Source organism: Leadbetterella sp. DM7, assembly GCF_040829825.2.
Taxonomy (GTDB): domain Bacteria; phylum Bacteroidota; class Bacteroidia; order Cytophagales; family Spirosomataceae; genus Leadbetterella.
Window position 1 is genome coordinate 1 of the sequence record NZ_JBFOLH020000016.1, and the last position, 18,369, is coordinate 18,369.

General features: G+C 38.1%; 15 protein-coding genes. 5 read left to right on the forward strand and 10 right to left on the reverse strand.

Annotation, left to right across the window (positions count from 1 at the left end; genetic code table 11):
- Positions 1–101: 101 nt before the first annotated feature.
- From AB2U10_RS15640 to AB2U10_RS15670, 7 genes are all read right to left on the reverse strand, one after another.
- Positions 102–1,403 (reverse strand): hypothetical protein, encoded by a 1,302-nt coding sequence (locus AB2U10_RS15640; protein ID WP_367915783.1) that lies wholly within the window; start codon positions 1,401–1,403, stop codon positions 102–104.
- A gap of 119 nt (positions 1,404–1,522) precedes the next feature.
- Positions 1,523–3,133 (reverse strand): DUF4209 domain-containing protein, encoded by a 1,611-nt coding sequence (locus AB2U10_RS15645; RefSeq protein ID WP_367915784.1) that lies wholly within the window; start codon positions 3,131–3,133, stop codon positions 1,523–1,525.
- A gap of 106 nt (positions 3,134–3,239) precedes the next feature.
- The gene (locus AB2U10_RS15650) at positions 3,240–3,908 is read right to left on the reverse strand and encodes a HEPN domain-containing protein (RefSeq protein WP_367915785.1); all 669 of its coding nucleotides are present in this window, start codon (positions 3,906–3,908) and stop codon (positions 3,240–3,242) included.
- On the reverse strand, positions 3,908–4,246 hold the full coding sequence (locus tag AB2U10_RS15655) for a 4-fold beta flower protein (RefSeq protein ID WP_493820690.1): 339 nt from the start codon (positions 4,244–4,246) through the stop codon (positions 3,908–3,910). Before AB2U10_RS15655 ends, AB2U10_RS15650 begins: the two co-directional genes overlap by 1 nt.
- A gap of 26 nt (positions 4,247–4,272) precedes the next feature.
- Positions 4,273–4,764, reverse strand: coding sequence for a hypothetical protein (locus AB2U10_RS15660; protein ID WP_367915787.1), 492 nt, complete (start codon positions 4,762–4,764; stop codon positions 4,273–4,275).
- Positions 4,761–5,990: an AAA family ATPase gene (locus tag AB2U10_RS15665; protein WP_367915788.1), complete on the reverse strand. Its 1,230-nt coding sequence runs from the start codon at positions 5,988–5,990 to the stop codon at positions 4,761–4,763. Before AB2U10_RS15665 ends, AB2U10_RS15660 begins: the two co-directional genes overlap by 4 nt.
- A gap of 1,182 nt (positions 5,991–7,172) precedes the next feature.
- The gene (locus AB2U10_RS15670; RefSeq protein WP_367915789.1) at positions 7,173–7,736 is read right to left on the reverse strand and encodes a hypothetical protein; all 564 of its coding nucleotides are present in this window, start codon (positions 7,734–7,736) and stop codon (positions 7,173–7,175) included.
- 477 nt (positions 7,737–8,213) lie between these two features.
- On the opposite strand from AB2U10_RS15670, the gene AB2U10_RS15675 reads away from it, so the two are divergent.
- Genes AB2U10_RS15675 through AB2U10_RS15685 form a run of 3 tightly spaced genes read left to right on the forward strand, consistent with a single transcriptional unit; the run spans position 8,214 to position 14,106 of the window.
- Entirely contained in the window at positions 8,214–9,530 is a 1,317-nt protein-coding gene (locus AB2U10_RS15675; RefSeq protein WP_367915790.1) for a TlpA family protein disulfide reductase, read from the forward strand.
- 11 nt (positions 9,531–9,541) lie between these two features.
- Positions 9,542–12,748: a SusC/RagA family TonB-linked outer membrane protein gene (locus tag AB2U10_RS15680; protein WP_367915791.1), complete on the forward strand. Its 3,207-nt coding sequence runs from the start codon at positions 9,542–9,544 to the stop codon at positions 12,746–12,748.
- 14 nt (positions 12,749–12,762) lie between these two features.
- Positions 12,763–14,106: a RagB/SusD family nutrient uptake outer membrane protein gene (locus tag AB2U10_RS15685; protein WP_367915792.1), complete on the forward strand. Its 1,344-nt coding sequence runs from the start codon at positions 12,763–12,765 to the stop codon at positions 14,104–14,106.
- 74 nt (positions 14,107–14,180) lie between these two features.
- On the opposite strand, the gene AB2U10_RS15690 is transcribed toward AB2U10_RS15685, so the two are convergent.
- The 3 genes from AB2U10_RS15690 to AB2U10_RS15700 all read right to left on the reverse strand — a co-directional run bounded on the left by AB2U10_RS15690 (position 14,181) and on the right by AB2U10_RS15700 (position 16,235).
- Positions 14,181–14,441, reverse strand: coding sequence for a hypothetical protein (locus AB2U10_RS15690; protein ID WP_367915793.1), 261 nt, complete (start codon positions 14,439–14,441; stop codon positions 14,181–14,183).
- 125 nt (positions 14,442–14,566) lie between these two features.
- Complete coding sequence (locus AB2U10_RS15695) at positions 14,567–14,995, reverse strand: MauE/DoxX family redox-associated membrane protein (RefSeq protein ID WP_367915794.1); 429 nt, start codon at positions 14,993–14,995, stop codon at positions 14,567–14,569.
- A 271-nt stretch (positions 14,996–15,266) separates the two neighbouring features.
- Entirely contained in the window at positions 15,267–16,235 is a 969-nt protein-coding gene (locus AB2U10_RS15700; RefSeq protein ID WP_367915795.1) for a helix-turn-helix domain-containing protein, read from the reverse strand.
- A gap of 137 nt (positions 16,236–16,372) precedes the next feature.
- Between AB2U10_RS15700 and AB2U10_RS15705 the strand changes: the two genes are divergently transcribed.
- Both AB2U10_RS15705 and AB2U10_RS15710 read left to right on the forward strand, forming a co-directional pair.
- Complete coding sequence (locus tag AB2U10_RS15705) at positions 16,373–17,659, forward strand: aminotransferase class I/II-fold pyridoxal phosphate-dependent enzyme (protein WP_367915796.1); 1,287 nt, start codon at positions 16,373–16,375, stop codon at positions 17,657–17,659.
- Positions 17,643–18,302, forward strand: coding sequence for a TetR/AcrR family transcriptional regulator (locus tag AB2U10_RS15710; protein ID WP_367915797.1), 660 nt, complete (start codon positions 17,643–17,645; stop codon positions 18,300–18,302). The genes AB2U10_RS15705 and AB2U10_RS15710 overlap by 17 nt, the downstream gene beginning before the upstream one ends.
- The last annotated feature ends 67 nt before the right edge of the window (positions 18,303–18,369 follow it).

Here is an 18,369-nt window from a genome sequence, read left to right on the forward strand (position 1 = left end):
TTGACAAAATCGTAGCAAAAGCAGTCAATAAGGTAAGACCAAGCCGTAAATACATAAGAAAGAAAAAACCAAGAGCCAAATTCTCAATGGTTTACAAAAATCTATAGCTTAACTAAATGGCATTGATATTTATTTACTAATTCAGCTTTTTCTTTTTCCAGCTCTTTGGTATGTTCGTCAATCCTTTCTTCTCCGAATTTTAGCTGGTTTTCCACTAATTTTGATATTTCATTTTGAAGGCCTTTTTCTTCTTGTTCTACGCCCGCCAATAGAGATTTTAAAGTCTTTATGGCTAGATTAGTGGTTTCAAGTTGAATTTCAACAAATTGCTTTAGCTGATTCTCGCAATCATTTATGATGGCATTCTTATCACTCTCCAATGAATCTATTTGGATCTCCAAGCTATTAATTTCAGCTTTGATCTTTAGAATTTTGGACGTGGGATTTATGGCAACCAAGTAACTACCTTGTTTAATCTTTATACTAAAATCAATTTCGGAAGCAGCTTTTATTACTGATGGAAAAATTTGATTAATTGAACTCTTTTCGATCAATATGTAATCTTTAAAATTAGACTCTAGAAATTGACCTTGTTTTAAATAAATATAATCTTCATACGAGTTAACTTCACATTTTGGTATTTGATTTATAGAATGTAGCGTTCCAAACATTCCGTTAATTTGCTTTCTGAGTGTTTCTATTTCAGTTGTCTTTTTTCTAAACGTATCTTTATTATTATAGTGAAAATCAGATAAGTGAAGACTTGGGTAGGAAAACCATTTTAAGTAGGTGATAGTGGCTTCTTTATAGTCTTTTAATATATCACTCAATACTTTTTGTTTTCTTAAAAGCTTCTCTAACTCCTCTTGGAAACTGGTTTTCTTTTCTACAATTTCACATAGTTCTTTTTTTTCATAATTAATATTTATATAATCTTCTGGATTAGACGAGTAAAAACGCCAATTTGCTCTTTCAAATTCATCTGATTTTTGCTTTAACAGGCTATAGGTTTGAATATTGCCCTTAAAACTGGTACCATTAATAAGCCAAATCATGTTTTGATAAAAAATCTCCCGTTCTCTGATAACTTCGGCAGATAGCGGAGAATTTTGAAGTTCGAGAATAAAACCATTCGGTGTTAATACATCAGCCCTGTGAATTGATGTTTCTTTTTTTATAACTGCTTCCCGCCAATCCATTGGAAACTCATTCTTCCAGGTGATATGCCATTGTGATTCGGCTTCATACCATGAATCACAATCTGCTTTATTTATATGCCTCCAGTGGTATACATTTGTTTCTCCACAAAATGCTTTTACACGTGATTGGCAACAGGGACATATAGCATATTGGCCTTTACTTGCAAAAAGACGTTGGTTTTGATCATTAATAGCAATTTGCATTTTCCGGATAGTTAAAATACTATTTGTGCCCCAAGTCTATTTAAAGGGTATATACTCTGCGCTCAAATCTTTCATACTCCTGATATTTTTATTCGTATTGTACTTGATAATCATCATCGTTAGGATATTTTGAAATTTTGCTCTGCCTGTTTTATCATTTTTAGCGTTAGCCACCATAAATAGATGCCATAATGATTAGCCTCAAATGTAGAGATTAATCCATGACATATCCTATTTCTGAAGTTTGTACTGTTGCCATCTACTAAAAAGCTATTTAATTCTAACAATAAGTCTCTGTTGCAAATGCCATCTAGCATTTTTCCGTTTATTTCGGTATTTAAAATACTACCTAATGTATTATCATTTTGTATTTCTTCAGGAAGTTTTATAGTGTTTCTGCCATTAAGTTCTATGATTTGTTTTAAGCTATTTTCAATTTGAGGAATAAGCAGGTGTGAGGCAAGTATAAAATTATTTTGGAATCCATAATAAATACCTTCAATAAAGAAATATTCTCTGCCCTCAGGTATAAAGGGGCTTTTGCATCTAATTATCATTTCTGCGATCAAATCTTTCGTTATCTGCCGATCCAAATCCATAATATGTTTAACTTCTTTCAGCAGCGAGATAAGGTTAGATCTATAAAGATTTCTTGCAAGGTTTAATCCAAAATCCTTTGTATTGGAAATACCGCTTACGGTACCTTTGTCAGTTAAACGTAAGGTTTGTCCAAGGAACTGCTGCCACAGGTAAGGCTTGCCATTTTCTTGGCTGAGAGTTTTAAAATATTCTGATTCAATAATAGGGTATCGAAGAAGAAATTTAAAACCACTTTTGAAATCTTTAATATTCCTATCTGCAAGCAAGTCAGCTATATTCAAATTTGATTGGATACTAACTCCAATCTTACTAAGCATCTCAACATTTGCTTTTTGCTCTATTTTGATCTTTTGCTCCAACCTGGTCTTTATAGCTTCATCTATGACAATTCCTTTTATTGTTCTTAGTGCTTCAGTATATATCTGCAATATATCTGGAGTGTATGTATATGGTTTTTTTTGAGAAGTATAATAATCTGCTTTCTTCTCTAAGCACAAGGCCGTTTGCAATTTGAATTCATTTTTTGAAAAATATTCTAGTTTATTTAAGATTTGGATATAATTCTGAGCTTCCAAATATTCATGTTTTTCAAAGCTTTTGGCAAGTTGATTAGTGAAGTGATTAACCAATACATTTAAAGATTTTTCTTGGATAAGAAAAGGTGCAGTTTCTATAATTAGTAGTTGGTAGTATGAAGAATGTATTTGTAAAATTAGCTCTAAAATATTTTCCTGTAGTTGAGGTATTTTTTGTTTAAAAATAGCTTTTGCATTTCTAACTAACTGCAATGCCCGAATCAAGTAATCTAAATCATTAGTTTTTTCGTATGTGGTAAAATATAAATCAACAGCACGTACAATGCAGTTTACCTTATCTTTATGACCGAGAATAAACTTGGCATCGTTAATTCTTGCTAATATTTCTATATTTTCAGTTTGAATTTGTGGTAAGATAAAATCGGAACTCTTCACAAGTGCTGTAATGGCGTCCTCTTTTAGCTCGCAGCCAAGTAGTGTACGTAAATTATTTATTACCTCATCTGAAGGATTACTCCTTGAAATTTTAAATAGTTCATTTACAAGCTCCTCTGAATATTTATCATTAGGGATTTCGTATAAAATATTAGACATTTCGAAAAAGGAGTTATAACACTGGTGTTAAATGAAAGAACTATGGTTTGCTGTGGACAGTTATCAGATCGAAATACTTGAAATGGTGAATTACGTATCTTTATAATTAATAGTGCATAATTAATCTGGCATCAACCTCTTTGATAAACTTTTCTCCAACCTTAAGCAATTCGTTAATATAGGATAGTATTTCATTTTTGTTTCGTTCATTTCTACTTTGATCTCCCTCAAAGTTAATGTCCATCTCATGAATGATTTTATTCCGTTCAATAAAAATAGAATTAAGCTTTGAAAAGTCATTTACGATATTCTTTGATGGAATATCAAAGTACGAAACTATTTTTAAAATCTGATCTTTTGATTGTAAACTATTGCTTGTTAACTCATAAACCAATCTCCTTTTAAGCTCCTCTCTTGGATTCTGCGAAGTGAGTAATTGAGCTAAAAGTTTAGGATTAATCAAGCCTATATCTCCTTTCTTTTCACTTTGAATATCTCTTTCTACATATTGTGTAAACATTTTTGCAGCTCCAATATTTACCTCGATAATTTCAGGTAGTACATCTTTAATTGCTTGTTTAATTAAAGAATCTAACCCTCCAGAAGAGAATACAAACATTGCTCTTAATAAATCCTGCTTTTCTTTCACCTCATCTTTCACCTCATCATGAATTTTAAGTAGAGAATTCAGGGTGATTATACATTCTTTTAAAATGAGATGACTTTTTTCTAATAAGGGGTTTTTTATTTCATACTTTAGGGTGTGTATTTCCATTAGGATAATGCATTAAGTTCTTCAGGAGAAAAGTCTATAGCTTCAATCGGTAAAGGTGAATATCCACCATAGCCTGGGTATCCGGGGTAGCCTGGGTATCCGGGGTAGCCTGGGTATCCGGGATAGCCCCTATATGGGAAATATGCAAACTTGTAAAAGCGGTCTTTGTTGGAGATAGATCCAAGATAGGATCCGGAAGTATCAACTGCGTGTTCATCGTCCCAAGGGAACCACCCAATCCAGTCCGCATTGCTGTTATAAAGATACCGGCCTTTTTTAAAAGCTATCCAATCTCCATTTGAATTATATAGAAACTTTATCATTGTTTCATACCACAATACTACTTTCCACTATATGGTAAACATTAAACTACCACAACTTCAGCCTGTACATCAATTCTGAATCCTGTTCTCCTGAAAAGAGTAAGGTTTTCTTCATTGTCAATATATGCAAATTTCCCTCTTTTTCTGTTACAGGCAAAAGCTTTTTTGTATCTGTAACCACTTATATCATGGTTCTTTAAAAGAAGCTCTATGGTTGAAACTAGTTGCTCCTTAGCAACTTCAATCCATTCAGCCCTTTGGTCTTTCAGTTCGATAAGATACAGGTGATCACTAGTAGTGAGCATAGCGTCACATCTTCCTTTATCCGGCAGTTCATGATCCTCTATTATACATTTATCAATAGCCGTAAATACAATCGGCAGACGATTACGATTCTTTACTTCAGCAATCCAGGTTGAAGAATCAGTAGTATCCGGATATGCTTTGGTACCATTCTGATCATCACATAATCCAAATGATTGTACTGAAATCGGTGGATGCTGACAGTCTCCTCTGAAAAAATTCAAACTCATAATTCCTGCTCGATCTCCAATAAGTTATCAAAAATTAAATTACCGTGCTTCAGAGATTCGTTCAGATAGTTGCGATCGGAAGGAATACCCTCTGTATTAGGCAGCTTAGAAATAGATCCGTTGGTTTCATCTAATTGATATATAACTACGTCCTTCACAAACGATTCTTTAGGAACATTTTTCTCAACTTCCTTTAATAATTCATTTGCATGACTTCCCGCAATTCTGGAACTCAGATAGTCTGCCTGGATAGCAATACTGAGATAATTAATCAAATAAGGGCTGTGCGTGGTCATGATCAGCTTATTGCCCTTATTTAGATTGTTAAACTCAAGTAGTTTCTTCAATAGCTCCCATTGAGAAGAGGGGAATAGATTTTGCTCGGGCTCTTCGACAATATTGATAAATGCACTTTTATTGAATCTCTTTGAAAGGGCTGAAATTGCCACTCGTTTTTGATCGTCCGTCAGATTTTTATCGGCTAGGATTGCTTCAGCATTTTTTCGGAATCTCTCCAATTCGTCGCTGCTGATTGGCTCTTTATTGACACTTTGGCGATTTACGGAATAGGCTAAAAACCGTGACACCAGATATAAGGGTACAATGGACTGAAACCCGCTGGATGCTTCGGTCAATTTTAGTTTATAATCTTTACCTTTAAGGTTTACAATGTCATTGAGCTTATCATATTCTACACTCACATTATTCACAGGTAGCTGCATAGCCCCCTTGATCTCATTCTTTGCGTTATCGTATTCTGTCACAAATTCAATAAGGGAATCTGACGTTAGTTTCAGCGCAGACGCCTTTTTTACATTAGCAATGAAATTTCTTTCGGCAGGAACATACATGATTTGTGGCAAAGGATACTCACCGTTTCGTCTCTCAGTAATTGTAAAACTCTGCTTTTCGTACTTAAAATGATATGCATCTCCCTGGTATTCGATCTCTGTTATATCTTTTCCTGTACTCATAAAGTAATTCTCAATACGGTGATAGGCAAAGTATTGGCTGACCAATCTTCCCTTCCGTTCAAAGTATTTAGGATTGTAGTCGCCACGAGTGAGTACTTTTTCTATCCAGGTGAACAGCGATATCAGCTTGGCAACAGTGCTTTTACCACTGCCTTGATTACCGATAAAAACGGTTACTTTCTTTATGTCAATCCAATCATCACCTGAGCCCTCTTTTATTGGCCCGAAGTTTTTTATTCGTATTCTGCTCATTGAGTCATTTCTTGTTTCACTTAACTTTTATATCTTAGCTTTTTGCTAAACCCCGAACCAGAAACATCGCCCTATTTAAGCCTAAATAGCTTTGTAAGGTACTTTTAAACATAGTTGCTACTGCAGTTATTTATTATTTACTGCTTCAACTTCCGGATTTTTAATAATGACAGAACTGGGGTAACATTAGGTACAGTCTTATGCATTGTTAAAATCATAAATCAAAGGAGGTAAATACTATTGTTACTAAACTTACTTAACCTCCAATCTTTAAGTAATTACTATGTTAATCACCACTCTAATTTTCTTTAATACTATTTTATCGTTCGTGGCTCGACCATCAATTTGGAACACCTAAGGCTCTGTAATTGGTATTTTATGGCAGGGGTGCCTTGATTAGATGGACGCGCCTTCCTTATAGATTTCTTCCTCGATGATTTTGCCTCGAAATCTCATGCGGTTCGCCAAACCTTTTAGCTTTCGTTTCTGAGCAAATTTATAGTAATATTTTTATAAAAATATTGAAAGGCAACCGAAAATAGATAAAAAGCAACCAGGTTTATCTCAGCGGTTGCTGAATTAAATTATAATATCACGAAGAAAAAAGGCCCGGATCAAAACGATCCGGGTCTTTCCAGCTACTAAATCCACACAACTTTATGTAAAGTTAAGAGAAGTCTCTAATCAGACAAAACTATTTGCCAGAAATACTGGCCGGAAATGACGTAAGTTTGATGTCAAACTTCTGAACCGAGCCCTTAAAGTGTAATTTTAAGTCCTGATTAGACCATTTTTCTTCAAAGAGGAGTATCTCTTTTGAACTTTTGTTAAAGTACCAGTAATAGGGAATATTTTACACCAACTTTAATTTTCACTATACCAATAGTGATATTGTAAGTATGAATTTTTGTAGGGTATCTACACCTGTGTAATCACTTTTATCTAATTTTGTCAATGTGGCACGTGGGTTGCTATCATGTCCGTCTCTAGGGCAGTCGGAAGCTTGCTGTGCGGTGGGTAGTGCCCAGTGCTACATTACTGATGTTTTATTGCCCACCGAGACTCGTAAAACAAATACGAGTAATGAAGGATCTTCTCTAAGATTAAAATTTGTAAATTTAGTTATTCCAACAATATGATCGATTTGTTGAGGAGGATATATCACGACTATACTATTCAAACTCATTTATCAGAATATACGTAAACCTCTCTATTCAGCTCTTCACCAAACTTATTCTTCAATTTAGCTTTATACTTTCGTAATTGTCCTTTTATGGTAAAGTATTTTAGTTGCTTATTCAGCAAGTCATTATTGGCGACTTCTCCTAATGAAATCAATTCCTTCATAACATCTGAGGTGTATTTTGGAGAAGAGAAAAATCCTTTTTCAATGAGTTTAGATTCAATTATTTTGGATAGTTTCTTCTCACTCCAACTTTTTGAGAAAAACTCGACATTATAAATATGTTCTCTTTTAAATCGTTTTAGATTAACGCTATGCTTAATAGAACTTGGTATGGGAGTATTTAAGTCGAAAATGATACTACCATCGAAATCCAATGACTCTCCAATAATTTTTGCCGTTTCTAATGTAAGTCTTCTTCTCCCTGAGTAAATAGAATAAAAGATATCTTTTGACAAACCGGTAATTTGAGCAAAACCTTCAACTTCTAAATCTGATAGCAGCTGTATTGCCTTAACTCTTTCAGCAACAATAAGATTGTATTCCTCATTTGTCTTTCCCATACCCCAAATGGAGTGAAAAAACTTAGAGAAAAATTTGACAAAAAGAATTATATGGCTATATTTGTCTGTTGATTCATTAGTTTGGATATTCAATAGAGTCTTGTGGCTACATTCTGACGCCGTAACACAAGACAGTAGGCGAGTATCCATGTCTATCCTTATTTTGCGTATCTTTGCGCCCGATAAGATAGATGTGGAGCCTATCTGTAAGCCCATGTTACGTAAGGCGTCAGAACTTTATTGTGGCCATGGCGTGTAGGCTCCACATTTTTCTGTGTACCTACACCCCACAAGACTCGTAACCTATACGAGTTATGAAACGCTTCTCTTTTCTTCCCATTATCCATAAGGTCGCTTCTGACCGTAGGGGAGACTTTTTCCCTAAGCAGCTCTTCAAAAACATCATCAAAGCTCCGGTGTAAGAAGGTAGTATCTTCTTCTATTCTATAACTATTCATCAAAACTAACAAGAAAACAATGAACGTAAAAAACTACGTAAGGGCTTTGCTATGCCTTTACATTACTATTCAACTGTCAATATATAATGTCCACGCTCAGGCGCTTAAAGTGGGAGACGCCCTGCCCTCAGAGTTTTGGAACCTGCCACTTCAGGTACTTAATCATCCAGAGGGTAAAGAAGCTATTTCTCTTGAAGAGTACAAGGGCAAACTAATTATTCTGGATTTTTGGGCTACCTGGTGTACTCCCTGCGTAGCTATGTTACCCAAGATGGATAGTTTGCAAAAGGAATTTGCTGGGGAGGTACAGATACTTCCTCTTACCTATCAATCCCGCAAAGAGGTAAGTGAGTTTATGGAGAAATATATACGCCGTACGGGTCGAGTAATACAGCTTCCTAAGGTAGTAGAGGATAAAGGGCTACATCAGGCTTTTCCGCACATTTATATTCCACACTATATCTGGATTACTTCTGATGGTAAAATCCAGGCTATTACAGGCCATGAGGAAATTACATCTGGAAAGATCAGGGCAGTTTTGAGCAGAGGGGAAATTCAGCTCCTAACTAAGAGAGATCCTACCCGAATAGTCTTTGACAGTTCGAAGCCCTTCCTGGTAAATGGTAACGGAGGAGATGGCAGTAATCTGGTTTATCAATCAGTTTTAACAACCCATAGCCCCGGGCTAAAAGATGGATACTCCATTTCCGTAGATAGTGCGGGTGTCGGAAGGCTATCTCTTTTTAATGTTCCATTGTATTGGTTTTACAGGGCGGCCTTTGGAGCGGATTCTGTTTGGTTTGGTCGAAACCGGATAGAGATAAATATGAAGCAGCCTCAAAGAATCAACTATTCAGACACCAGCGGGACGTATGAAGAATGGAAGCGAAAATACGCCTTTTGCTATCAGTTAACTTTGCCTAATGCTAAGAGATTTACTTTGTTTAATGCTTTGAGACAAGATCTCAATCGCATGTTCCCAGATATTGAGGCGAAAATTGAAAATAGAAAAAAGCTCTGCTGGGTGCTCGCAAGAGCTGATAACTATAAACCTTTAACAGGCTCTGAAAAACCATTGGATCCGAAAGACAAATCAGACGGTTACCTTTTGAACAATAGCTACCTTAAAAGATTTATTGATGATATGAATGTTTTCACACTTCAGAGATCTCCGAATCCTTTAGTGGATGAGACCGGGATAACAGACAAGTTTACGATGCATATTAAAGCAGATCTTAATGATATGGAGGCTGTTGCGAATGAGCTTAGAGATTACGGACTAAAGCTGACTCAGGAGTACAGAGATATTAGTATACTAGTTTTCACAGATAAATAAGGGCTAAAGCTATGAAGGTTAAAATTATATTTATCTTGGGATTAATGATCTTTGGAAGGGTTAATTCCGGCATAACCCAGAACAATATATCTGGAAAGATTATTGATGCAGCTACTGATCTTCCCGTTAGTAACGTCTCAATTAAAGTGCTTGATTCTGACAACGGGACAACTAGTGATTCGTTGGGAATGTTTTCACTTATAGTTAAAGATTGGCCCATAACACTATTGATTACGCATGTGGGGTATGAGCGCGTGTATTGGCCGCTCAATGGAGATCCGAAAGTTTTTTTCGAAATACGATTGAAGAGCGGGCATCTTGAACTGGATGAAGTAGTGATATCTACCGGTTATCAGCAAATCCCGCGTGAACGGATGACGGGCTCATTCAGCCAGGTAGATCGTGAACTGTTCAACAGAAGGGTTTCTCCTGACATATTGGCACGCTTAGAAGATGTCGTTCCAGGACTGATCTTTAACCGCAGGCATGGAGCCAATAATATCTCTATCAGAGGCCGTAACACCATTAGTGGTGACGGGCAGCCCTTGATAGTGGTGGATAATTTCCCATTTGAAGGTGATCTGTCATCTCTAAACCCTAATGATATAGAGAATGTAACTGTACTACGAGACGCTGCGGCAAGTTCTATTTGGGGGGCGCGGGCCGGAAACGGAGTTATTGTAATTACTACGCGTAAGGGCGCCTACCAGCGGGCACCCGTTATTACTTTTAATACCAATATAACCGTTGCAGAGAAACCTAACCAATATTACCAACCTCAGATGAGTTCTACAGATTACATAAATTGGGAACAGTTTATGTTTCAGAGAGGGTATTATAATTCATTTATAAATAGTCCTAATATGGAAGCGTTTACTCCCGCAGTGGAGTTGCTGTTTCAGCAAAATAACGGGCAGATCTCAGAAGATGTAGTGAAGCAGCAGATAGAGAGTTTGAAAGGTTATGATCTAAGAAGAGACATCAACAAATATTTATATAGGTATAGTTTAAATAGCCAATATTCGCTGACTCTAAGTGGGGGAACAGCGAATCAGAAATATGCACTTTCAGTAGGGTATGATAAGATATTGCCAGCCTCAATAGGAGAAAGGAGAGAAAGGATCACTCTTAATGCCAATCATACCTACGGATTGTTTAACAACAAGCTGGAGATAAATACGGGAATTTACTACTCTGGCCAATCACAGGAGCGGAATTCACTAGATCAGTTGACTTACCAGAGTATACAAGGCACACAACCTCTCTACCCCTATGCACGCCTTGCGGATGAGCATGGCAGGTCGTTGATAGCTGAAAAAAATCACCGTCTGTCTTATGCAGAGAAGGCAATAGAAGCAGGTTTACTAAACTGGACCTATAATCCCCTGGAAGAAATGAAACTATTTGATAAAACTACACGAGGTGAAGAAATTCGGCTTAGAGCGGGACTGAATTACAAAATACTTCCATTTCTGAACGCTGAAATCTTCTATCTATACCAAAAAAGTACTTCTTTATTACGAGATCATTATAGTGTGAGTACATATTTTACCAGGGACCTGATTAACCAATACACGCAGATAGGTGCCGATGGCAGATTGGTATTTCCGATTCCGAAAGGGGGTATACTTGACAGAGGTATAAGCACTATGGCAGGACATAGTTTACGTGGTCAACTGAATTTTAGTAAAAAAGCGGGTATAGGAGAGCTCGATGCTATAGCAGGGGCCGAATTGAGAGATCATCACACAGAAAGAGTAAACTCTCGTTGGTATGGGTACGATGACGAATACGCTACCTCTGTTCAGGTAGATTATGTTACCTCATTTGCTCCTTATATATATCCGAGTGGATTCCGAACAAGAATACCTGGAAACTCAGCACAATCTTATCTTATAGACCGATATTTATCTTTTTATACTAATGCGGCGTACAGTATTGAGAATAAGTATGTGCTATCAGGGAGTACCCGACTGGATCAAAGTAACCTTTTTGGCGTAGGTGCCAATCAGAAAGGGGTCCCCCTTTGGTCTGCAGGGTTAGCTTGGGTAATGTCATCCGACGAGTTCATGAAGGAAGCCCCACTGTCTTATCTTAGAATGAGGGCTACTTATGGCTCAGGCGGTAATGTTAATAAAAGCCTTTCAGCTAAAACTACGGCTTCTTTTTCTTCAGGCGATTTGCTTTCTTTACTTCCGTATGCCACAATACAGAATCCACCCAATCCTTCTTTAAGATGGGAGAAAGTGAAAACACTCAATTTTGGTCTTGATTTTGAAACACGAAACGGTAGAGTGGGTGGCTCCGTGGAGTATTACCTGAAGCGAGGGCTGGATCTTTTTGGCCAGGTGCCATACGCTCCATCAACTGGCATTAGTGTATTTAATGGGAATACAGCCGCGACTCAAGGTCGGGGAGTAGACCTTTCCACTAATCTTCAGGTTCTAAGGGGTAGATTCGATTGGAATATTAATTTTTTATTTAGCTACCTTACTGATAGAGTAACTGAATTTAAGACGAAATATAGTACCTCGCTTTTTCTTACTGCCGGAGAGAGTGGTGGTTACGTACGTGAGGGTAAACCTCAATACGCACTTTATAGCTATGATTATGCAGGTTTGGATCCTGAAAACGGGGATCCCTTAGGTTATTTAGATGGGCAGGTTAGTAATGATTGGCGAAGTATTATACAAAGGAGTACTATAGAAGATTTGCGGTATCATGGATCCGCCAGACCTACTATGTTCGGTTCATTCAGAAATACCCTTCGCTGGAGAAATTTCACCTTATCAAGCAATGTAAGCTACCGTATGGGATATTACTTCAGGAGATCTTCGGTAAATTATGCGGCTTTGTGGTTGGGATTAATAGTTCATGGAGATTATGAGAAACGGTGGAAGCAGCCAGGTGATGAGCTGCTTACCTCAGTGCCTTCAATACCTAATAGCTTAAATGCAATCAGAAATCAGTTTTATATGAATTCAGCAGCTTTAGTGGAGAAAGGTGACCATATCCGTTTACAAGACGTTCAGTTATCTTATACATTGAAGAAAGTGAAATTCGGGAATTTTGAGCTGGATAATGGACAGATTTATGTCTATGCCAACAATTTAGGAATCATCTGGAAAGCGACTAAAACTAACCTTGATCCTGATTACCCAATTTCTAATTTTCCACCACAAAGTTCACTGGCGGGCGGCATTAGGTTTAACTTTTAATTGTTTGACTTTTTATGAAAATTAAATATCAATTTAAATATTTCCTGATTTGTGGTTTAGGGTTCTTATGTAGCTGCGAAAAAAACTTCCTTGATGCAAAACCTAATAAATCACTTTTGGTGCCAACCACTTTGGATCACTATCAGGCACTTTTGGACAATGCATTGAATGTAATGAACCTTACTCCTTATTTAGGGGAAATTGGTGCGGATGATTTCTTTATGGCTGAAAATACTTTTGAAAGCTACTCTGAAACAGAACGAAATGCATATATCTGGGCTGAAAGAATATACTCGACTCCTTCGGTGCAGGATTGGGATCTTCCTTATAAACAGATCTTCTACGCTAATGTGGTTTTAGATGGGTTAAAGGGGCACTCTCCTCAAGATGAACAGGTTAAAAATCTTAGGGGTATGGCTCTCTTTTATAGAGCCTGGTCTCTTTTTCAGATTACTCAGTTTTTTGGTGCACCGTACACCCCTGGTGGGGCAGTCAGTGTAAAAGGAGTTCCCTTTCGTATTAGCGCAGACGTTACCCTGCCTTCTGAGGTTGGAACCCTCCAGAATACTTATGATCGTATTCAATCGGACCTTTCTCTAGCTTTGCAACTTCTTTCGATTAAACAGATTGTCCCTACTCGGCCAACAAAAGCTGCTGCCTATGCGCTAATGACTCGTTTACATCTGATTACGCAGAATTATACGAAAGCTAAGCTGTATGCTGATAGCACGTTGGCCTTACAAAGCGAGTTACTTGATTACAATGTACTCGACCCATCGAGACCATATCCAATGCCTCCTTTATATGGAAAGCCTACCCAAAATCCAGAAGTTATTTTCCTGACGATCCTGGTGCCTAATATTTATCTGGGTAGTAGTAATAACACTCGTGTGGATACAACGCTCTATAATTCCTATTCTAAAAGCGACTTGCGAAAGAGTATATTCTTTAATACTTCAGGATTATTTCGCGGGAGCTATATGGGGGAAAGGCGCTATCAATTCTCCGGTTTGGCAGTTGATGAAATGTATCTTGCACGGGCAGAGTGCTATGCTCGTTTAGGTGATATGAAAAATTCCCTTGCGGACTTAAATACTCTTTTAGCAAAGAGATGGGACAGTAATTCTTACAAACCAATATTAATTGAGGATTCGGAAGAATTACTTTTTAGAATTATAGAAGAAAGGAGAAAGGAGCTGATTGCTCGTGGGGTACGCTGGTCTGATTTGAAACGGTTAAATCAGGACCCACGATTTTCTAAGACATTAAAACGGATTGTTAACGGTACTGAATTTGTCTTAAATCCCAATGATCCTAAGTATATGTTGCCAATTCCGGACTCGGAAATACTTCAATAAATTACTTGGGGTAAATAGTAGCAAATGTTGACCTATCCGGTGTTAAACGGATAGGTCAATTTGAAATAAATAGATCAATTGTTGGGCGGGTTTGGCGTAAATACGCCGGGAGTTACTTCGGTGATGTTACCGCTTCCATCTCTAAATGCAGTACACTCGCCTTCGTCAGGACAGGTGTAACTTCCCGGAGGATATGTTGGAGCAAGTGGTGTCCAATTCCCCGTTATCGGGTGTTTGTATACATTAGGAGCTTCCATTTTAGTTGTTGTAGCAAGTGCCAAGCTACCACCCAGGACAATCGCAGCCACAGGCAAAAATTTAATTATCTTTTTCATGATCTTAAAAAATTAGAGTTTACAAAATATTTTCCCCGGCACTAGTTTCAGGTTGTCGGGGATAAACCTGGTTCCGACATACAGCTTCTAAAGCGGCAAGCCGAAATCTTGATGCATAATGTATTTTATGTCACGGCAGATTTGTTTTTTGAGTGAGACATATATATACCCAGTAAAGAGAGCGTCAAGAAAAAGAGATTAAGTACTAGGTGAGTTCCAAAGTCCATTGACCTGAGAACCCCGCCACAACTACAGGGTGTATATTTAAAGAAACCGAATACCACTAGACCTACATAACCCGTGAAAAGTACCATGAGTAGTGCTGAACCATAAAACCCAAGCCGACGGGTAGAAGGGATTATCAGTAAAACGGAAAGAAGAAGCTCTGATGCCGGAATCAACCAAACCAAAGGCTTTTTTGCCCAGGAAGGCAGCTGCTGACCAGCTAACTGTCGTTCAAACTCGGCTACATCCATCAGCTTGGCAATTGCTGTGTAGGAAAAGAGAATAATTAGCAGTACTGCAAATAGAACTTGTAAATCCGAACGCTTCATGGCTTGCAATATTTAAAAATTGGTTTGGTGATGTCTGACAGCAGCACCAAAAACATTAGATGAGAAGGGATTGATAGTTTTGTTTTCATAGTGCTATTGTTTAACACTACAAAGTTCCTAAGCCCTTTTAAGCAGAAAAAGAGAATTCTGACAGATTTTCAGCCAATTTTTGAGAAAACCTTTCCGGATTTATCGTTTTGGGGATTCATGGACACTTTCAGGCCCTTTGCAATACAGGATAGGTGGAATTGTTTTAGCTATTTTCAGTATACTAAAGAAGATTAAACTTTCTCATTTCATAGCGCAAAGTATTTTCGTCATTGTAACCGACCAAATAATATATCTTACTCAACGGTAGATCTTGAGTATTGATCAATTCCTGAGCATAGGATAGTCTCCGGCAAGTGTAGTAATGGTGGATGGTAGTGTTAAATTCGTTTTTAAAATGATTTCGCAGCGTGCGCTCGTTGATTATAAAATGGTCGGATATTGTTTTCAACGAGAGGTCTGGCAACAGAAAATAATCGTCAAGGTAATCTTTTAATACATATGGTAACGTTTGAAGCTTCTCTCCCACAATCAAATTATACTGCTCCAGCATAAGTGAAATGGTCGATCTCAACTTCCCGTCCAAAGATCCTGCCCCTTTGACGATATCCGTATAAAGCGCCTGCAGCCAACTTGCAACCTTCCTGTTAGCACGGCAGTAGGGAAGTGCACCGAAATTTTTGATGTCTCTTTCAAGAAACTCCTTGATGATCGGTTGGTCTTGTGAAAAAAAGCGAAGCCATTCTGGGGATATATTTATTGATAAGGCCGTGTATTTACCAGGAGGCATGTGTATACTGTACAATCCCGGGTTATTAAATACGAAGCCGTAATAACCTGCCTTGGCAAATGACACATAAAAGCCTTCTTGCGTTTGAAAGTTTATATTTCCTTCCAGCATAAAGAAAAGAAAATACTGACCCCTGAATACTTCATATGTTAGGGGAAAGGTGCTTTCTGCCTTCAATTCAAAGAGTTCAATGAAGAAGGGAGGAAAGTCGAGTTGCTGAATAATGAAACCAGCACCAGGGAAAACAAGTTGGTGATGATCAGTGGCCGTGGCAAAGGGATACCTGCTAAGTAAGCCCGGTTTTTCCGCTGCCTCCATAGGGGATGATGGAAAATGAAAAATGTAGGGACTGCTCATGTTTAAGGTAGCTTTTAAAATTGCCCAATCATAGAATCTTTCCAAAAACTTAAACACTATAAATTGGCATATAACAAGTGTTTATAAAGGTTTTTTTAGTTCAAGTATAAAAAAAATATAAAAATAACTAGCGCATTCGCTAATTATTTTTTATATTTTCACCCAACTAAATAGCAAACCTTATGAAAACCAATTATGAAAACATCAGTTTAAGAGACTTTGAGAAGCTCTCCGACTCCTTTATCTACGATCGTGTAGAGAAAACCTGTGACTACCTTGACTTCCTTGATTCCCAGAGTATGCTTAACTACCGTATTCCGGCCCTTTCAGGTTGCGGGCCTGTAGTAGAACTAGACCAGACCGGCTACATTAAAAAAGGCCAGTATGTCAGTTTTGTCAGTAATGATTACCTCGGTTTCACCCAGCACCCAAAAATTAAGGAAACTGCCCGAAGAGCCATCACTAAATTCGGTAGTGGTGCAGGGGCATCCCCTCTGATTGGAGGCTACTTCGATTTTCATCGACAGATAGAAAACAAGATATCTTCTTTCTTTTCTCGGTCTCCCGGATCTTCTATCATTTATACGACCGGCTATACAGCTAACAGTGCTACACTATTGAGTCTTCTAAGCCCTCAGGACATGGCCATAGTAGACATGGCCGTCCATACAAGCGTTTACGAAGGGGTTAGAACGACCAACACCAAACGCTTCCTGCATAATGATGTCGGCAGCCTGGAAAGAATATTACAAACTACGAAAGGTAAATACGTGAACCGCATGGTCATCGTAGATGGCGTATATTCTCAGGATGGAGATATTGCTCCCCTGGATAAGATTTCTGAGCTGTGCAGGCATTACGATGCACTGCTGGCTGTAGATGATGCGCACGGCATCGGAGTCATCGGCAAAACCGGTCGTGGTGCACTAGAGATGTTTAACCTCTTGGATAAAGTGGATATCCTTACCGGTACCTTCAGTAAGACTTTTGCCTACATTGGCGGCTACGTAATTGCAGACCCCAAAATCATTAGGTATCTGCACTTTCAATCCCGCCAGTATGCTTTCTCTGCTTCAGCGCCTCCGTCTATACTCACGGTCGGCAAGGCGATAGATCTTATTGATCAGGAACCACAGTGGCAGAAGAAACTCTGGGAAAATATCGATTATTATAAGAAAGGCCTGCAAACTATCGGGCTGGATGTGGGCACGACAGCTTCTGCGATTGTTCCCGTAAAAATTGGAGATCGGGACAAAACATTGGAACTGGCCAAGATTTTGTTAGAGAACGGAATCTACACCAACCCGATAACCTATCCGGCAATTTCTCTTAAGGATGCTCGCATCCGCATGAGTGTAATGGCTACCCATACGAGAGAAAATCTTGATAAAGCGTTAAATGTATTTGAAGTTGCCAACAAAAAGTTGAAACTTAGAGGTACAATTACCTCAAATGATGCAAAAGCCTAAAAAAGAAAGAAAGCCAGCCCAGGGACCTGTTAGAGACAAAGCCCGGACTTATGAAAACATGATAGAATCAGTAGGAGTAGTCCTGAAAGAAAAGGGTCATAAAAAGTTAAACGGTGCCAATATCGCCCGGCAAGCTAAGGTAAATACGGGAATGATTTACTTGTATTTCCAGAGCATAGATAGCCTTATTGAAGCCTATATAAAAAGGATTGACTTCTGGACACCGGAATCCAATGCCCATATTCAGGAGATTCTGGCCAACCCCAGAAGACGTGGCGCCGAAGATTTTCATACACTCTTGATTAATCAGTTGAACAGTGTACATAGTAATAGAGACCTTCAGCAGGTGCTGCTTTGGGAACTTAGTGAACAAAATGAAATACTTAGCAAAATTTCCCGGGAAAGAGAAGAATTAGGGGAACTACTGTTTCAATTTGTGGAAGATGATTTTAAAGACTCGGGCCTGGATATCCGGGCGATTCTGGCAATCATGATCAGTGGGATTTACTATTCTTCCATCCACGCTACTAATAACGGCAGTACTTTTTGTTCGATCGATATGAATAAGCGGGAGGGAAAGCAGAGATTTGAAAACGCGCTGAAGCAAATTATTAATTTATGCTATGATAAAATAGCCAGTTAGGAAAGAAAGTTTGCCGGAGCGCTTTAACAATTTGTTGGTCAGATAAATTTTAGTTAATCGAATCCGG